Source organism: Desulfosarcina sp., from assembly GCF_041551955.1.
Lineage (GTDB): Bacteria > Desulfobacterota > Desulfobacteria > Desulfobacterales > Desulfosarcinaceae > Desulfosarcina.
The window spans coordinates 1-5,150 of sequence record NZ_JBFELV010000373.1 but is presented as its reverse complement, the minus strand read 5'-3'; the positions used below and the strand labels follow the sequence as shown (position 1 = coordinate 5,150).

3 protein-coding genes are annotated in these 5,150 nt (G+C 51.5%); all 3 read left to right on the top strand.

Features of this window, described 5'->3' with window-relative positions:
* The coding region (ptsP, locus tag ABYV26_RS20405; RefSeq protein ID WP_372683205.1) for a phosphoenolpyruvate--protein phosphotransferase at window positions 1-2,993 on the top strand (2,993 nt) is incomplete at its 5' end.
* Between the two features lie 45 nt (window positions 2,994-3,038).
* Window positions 3,039-4,778: a zinc-binding dehydrogenase gene (locus tag ABYV26_RS20400; RefSeq protein WP_372683204.1), complete on the top strand. Its 1,740-nt coding sequence runs from the start codon at window positions 3,039-3,041 to the stop codon at window positions 4,776-4,778.
* Window positions 4,775-5,150 (top strand): 1-phosphofructokinase family hexose kinase (locus ABYV26_RS20395; RefSeq protein ID WP_372683203.1); only part of this gene is annotated, 376 nt, incomplete at its 3' end. The genes ABYV26_RS20400 and ABYV26_RS20395, both read left to right, overlap by 4 nt.

The window sequence follows — 5,150 nt, the reverse complement described above, 5'->3', positions numbered from 1 at the left end:
TTTCCGCCGTCACTTCGTTTCTCATTGGATCGTTAATCATTCGCAAGGACGCTTCGGAAAGCGATGACCTGGAGGCCGCCAAAGCTGCTGTTGCCTCAAGCAAGGCCGAAGCAAAAGGCCAGGCGACCCCCGTCGCGGCAGGAAGTGTTCGATCCATTGTTGTGGCTTGCGATGCTGGCATGGGATCGTCAGCCATGGGCGCAACGGTTTTGCGTGGCAAAGTGAAAGGTGCCGGCTTAACGATTGAGGTTACCAACGCAGCCATCAATGATCTGAAAGATGCGGATATCGTCATTACCCAAAATGAATTGACGGATCGCGCTCGGTCTAAATTGCCTGGTGCACAGCATTTCAGCATTGACAACTTCATGGACGCCAGCTTCTACGATGACCTGGTAGGCAAGATCGTTCAGGCATCAGCAACGCAAAAAAACCAAGCTGTCGTGCAAGAACCGTTAGCGGTGAGTCCACAACAGATTTTAGTCAGTCCACAGCATATTTTATTAAATGCTCAAGTCACGACGAAAGAGGATGCACTCCAACTGATCGCTCAACACTTGTCCGCTCTGGGACTCGTCAGGGGAGACTATTTGGATGCACTCACTGCGCGTGAAGAAAAAGTCAGCACCTATCTGATCAATGGGGCAGCGATCCCACACGGTGTCAATGAAGCAAAAGAGCAGGTTGTTCAAACCGGTGTTTTTATTGTGCAGGCACCGCAAGGCGTCGTCTGGAATGACAAGGGGGACGTGGCTCGGTTGATCGTCGGTATTGCAGCCAAAGGCAAGGATCATTTGAGCCTGCTTCAGCGTTTGACCAATGTGGTCATGGATGAGGCCGTCGCCGAACAACTGGCAACCACAACCAATAAAAACGATATTTTGGATGCGCTCAACGCAAAGGAGCAGGCTGCACCGGTACCACAGCCGGAGCAACAAGAGGATTATTCAGTTGTGGTAGAGGCAACGGTTGTTGATGCCCAGGGTATGCATGCCCGCCCCGCCAGCTTGATTTCAGAACAGGCTGTAAAATTTTCAGGAACGGATATCCGCATTCGCAACGATCAGAGAACAGCAACTGCCAAATCCATGGCATCGCTTTTGTCCATGGGCGCCAATCAAGGCGATGTTCTGACAATCTCGGCAAAAGGGCCTGAGGCGGAACAGGCCGTTCACGTTCTGGCTGCAATGATTCGCCAGGGGCTGGACAATGAGGAGGAACAGGCGAATGCGTCTTATCATCCGCTGACCGTTTTATCAGCGCTGCCCGATGTTCAGTGTCGGTTGACATTAAAAGGTTCCGCCGCATCTCCTGGTATTACGATGGCACCTGCATTTCGATTGCAGGCGGGAAAGATGAGATATGAGGAAAATGCACAAGACCCCAAAGCGGAAGCCAAACTTTTTAGCACGGCCCTGACCGAGGCCGCCCTGCAACTGGATAAACTGAAAGCCAACCTGCAAAGCAGGGCGCCGAATGAAGCCGCCATTTTGCATGCGCAGAAGCAATTGCTGCAGGATGAACTGGTGTTAACCGACAGTGAAAAGTTCATCGTCAAGGGTAAGACTGCCGCATGGTCTTTTCATCAAGCGATTGAAAAGCAGGTTGGGTCACTCAAAACTGTTGACAACGAGCGCCTGAGAGCAAGGATTGCAGACCTCATCGATGTCCGTGATCGGGTTGTGGCGTTGATGGTGCCCGCTGTTTCGGCAGTGACTTATCCGCAAACTGATTTCATTTTAATGGCCAAAGATCTAACGCCTTCTCAAACAGCCGGATTGTATGGTCTGAAAGTTCGCGGCATTTGTACGGAGCTTGGCGGTCCCAACAGTCATATGGCGATCCTTGCCCGAGCCCTGGGAATTCCAGCAGTCGTTGGCCTGGGCGATGGGGCGCTTGCGGACATCGAGAACGGTGAATTGATTATTGTCGATCCACAGGCATCGTCCGTTTATGTGGATCCGGATGAAGCAACCCAGAAAATTGGGGGGCAATGGATTGAGCAGTGGGAAAAGATCCGCACAGCGGAAGATGCACAAAGACATAAGGCTGCTGAAACGCTGGATGGTCACCACATCGATGTCGTATGCAATATCGCCAAACCGGAAGACGCGAAACTGGTTATCGACGATGGTGGCGAAGGGGTGGGCTTGTTGAGGACGGAGTTTCTTTTTGAGTCTTCAGCAACAGAACCCCCCATTGAAAAGCAAAGCGATGCCTTAAAAGCCATCATCAAAGAACTGGGCAGCCGACAGCTGGTCGTGCGTACGGTGGATATTGGCGGAGACAAGCCGGTGTCCTGGCTGCATATGCCTCATGAAGACAACCCATTTTTGGGTATGCGAGGGATTCGTCTGTCGTTCAAATATGAAGACATATTCAAACGCCAACTGGAAGCCATTTACCAGACAGCGATCTGGCAGAAAGAGACAACCGGCTCGACCGGGTTGCACATCATGTTTCCCATGATCGGTAGAGTGTCGGAGTGGAGAAAAGCGCGGGATATTGCCGAAAGCATTCGGTTGCAGTTAAACGCGCCTCCGTTGCCGCTTGGTATTATGATTGAGGTGCCATCCGCAGTGATGGTTGCGGCGCATTTGGCCAAAGAAGTGGATTTCTTCTCCATCGGTTCAAATGACTTAACGCAGTACACGCTGGCCATCGATCGCCTGCATCCTGACCTTTGCCGTGAAGCTGACAGTTACCATCCTGCATTGGTGAAAATGATCGAGATGACGGTAAAAGCCGCCCAGGCTCATGGTAAATGGGTGGGTGTGTGCGGTAATGCGGCCGCAAATCCTAGTCTCGCGACACTGCTGGTCGGGTTGGGTGTGACTGAACTCTCGGTTAGCCCAGCCAATGTGGGGGCGGTGAAAAATATTATCCGTGCCGTGAGCTATGGTAAATTACAAGAGAAAGCGAATAAAGCATTGCAACTGGGAAGTTCAGAAGCCGTTATGGAACTGTATAAAACCAACGACGATCTGGTGTAGCATCAACCATTTAACGAATTTAGTTATCCCGGAAAGAGAGAAAAGATGAATAAATACGAAAAATATCAAAAACTTGGTCAAAGCCTCCCTCGGACGACACAAACCTGGAACTTTTACGGTGCCGGTATAGAAAACATCGGCAAAGACGGCCAGCCAGAACCCTTTGAAATTCCTGAGCCAAGCGATGACCAGCTTCTGGTTCGAGTGGATGCGGTGAGTCTTTGCTTTTCAGATGTCAAATTAATTACCCAGGGCGGCAAACACCCCAAACTTTATAATCGGGATTTGAAAAAAGAACCCACCCGACTGGGGCATGAAGCGTCTTTGACCGTAGTTAAAGTCGGCAAAACGTTAACGAACCATTTTAGCGCGGGCGAACGCTATGCCATGCAGCCGGATATCTACCAAAATGGCAAAAGCACCGCCTATGGGTACACCGTACCGGGCGGCTTAATCCAGTATCATCTGATTGGCCCGGAAGTACTAAAGACGGATGCCGGATCTTGTCTGCTCAAGGTTTCCAATCAGCTTGGCTTTGTTGAAGCGGCCTTGCTGGAACCCTGGGGCTGCGTTTGGGCATCCTATACCCAGCGTCGGCGTCTGGAGCCCAAAGCAGATGGCATCATGTGGATCGTCGGTCAGAAAGGCGACAAGAACGCGTATGGCTTCTCCAAAGGGCTGGAGGCACCGAAAACGGTAATACTGACGAATGCACCCGCGTCAATCCGATCCCTGGCGGAAAGCAAATGCAAGACCGTGGTCATTCGTGATGAGGTAACCATTTCCGATTTTAAAGGTCTGGTGGATGAATATACCGATGGTGTCGGCTTTGATGACGTCGTTGTGTTGGACCCGCGTTCTGCAAGTGAAGTCACCGAAATTGCGAAAGTTGTCGCCAGACGCGGCACCATGAATATGGTGGGCAAAAAGCCGCTGGATGGGCTGGTCGATGCCGACGTGGGGCGACTGCATTACGACTACGTTGCCTTCGTCGGCAATAAGGGGGAAGATATTTCTGATTCCTACGGCCACGCGCGCAATCGTTGTGATCTGCGCAGTGGCGGTTTAGCTGTTTTTGTGGGTGCCGGTGGGCCCATGGGGCAAATGCATGTGCAGCGCGCCATTGAAAAGAAAGACGGCCCTGGCACCGTCATTGTGACCGATATCAATGATCAGCGGCTGTCTGAGATCAAGCAGCGATTTGCTCCGTTGACTGAAGCCAATCATTGCCGGTTGCTGACCTTTAACCCAATGGCGCACAAAGAACCGTTGCCGGAATTCGTCAAGGCTCAGAGTCACGGGCAAGGAGCCGATGATGTCGTGGTCTGCGTACCGAATGCAACCATCATGGCCGAGTCGGCAAGCTTTATGAAACCGGATGGCATGTTGGTTCTGTTTGCAGGCGTGCCCAATGGAACGTATGCACCGGTTGACTTCAGTTCAGTTTATTTGAACAATGCGCAATACACCGGCACCTCGGGGCTGACCATCGAAGACCAGACGACGGTGATGGAAAACGCGCTTCAGGGCAATATTGCGCCAGCGGTTTGCGTCGCCGCCATTGGGGGGATGAAGGCTGCTAAATCGGGCATCCAAGCGATGATGGATGCGCGTTATCCAGGCAAAATTATAATTTTTCCACAACTGGAAGACTTGCCCCTGATGGGACTGGATGCGTTGGCTGAGAAGTTACCTGACGTGTCTAACAAACTGGGACCGGGCAATACATGGACGGTTGACGCTGAAAAAGCGTTGTTTGAAGCATGCCTAAAGGAATCCGCATGATATATACACTGACGTTGAATCCGGCAATCGATTGGGAACTGCAAATCGAGCATTTCGAGCTTAATTCTGTGTCCAGAGCAAAGCAGTCACGCAGTGATTGCGGTGGTAAAGGCTTTAATGTGTCCCGCATGTTGCGGAACTTAAATACCGACAGCATTGCCATGGGGTTTGTTGGCGGTATAAATGACCAGCGTCTAAAATCTGGATTGCAGGAACAAGGCGTTACCACGGACTTTACCTGGATTCAGGGTGAAACCCGCACCAACGTCAGCATTGTTGCTGTCGACAATGCCGAACACATTAAAGTCAATGAACCCGGACCGGTGGTCACGGCCGGTGAAGTGGAAGCGCTGATCCGACAAGTCGAACGGG

Excerpts from the sequence above, each read along its gene's own strand:
- ABYV26_RS20400 (WP_372683204.1), top strand. The coding sequence starts at position 3,039 with ATGAATAAATACGAAAAATATCAAAAACTTGGTCAAAGCCTCCCTCGG.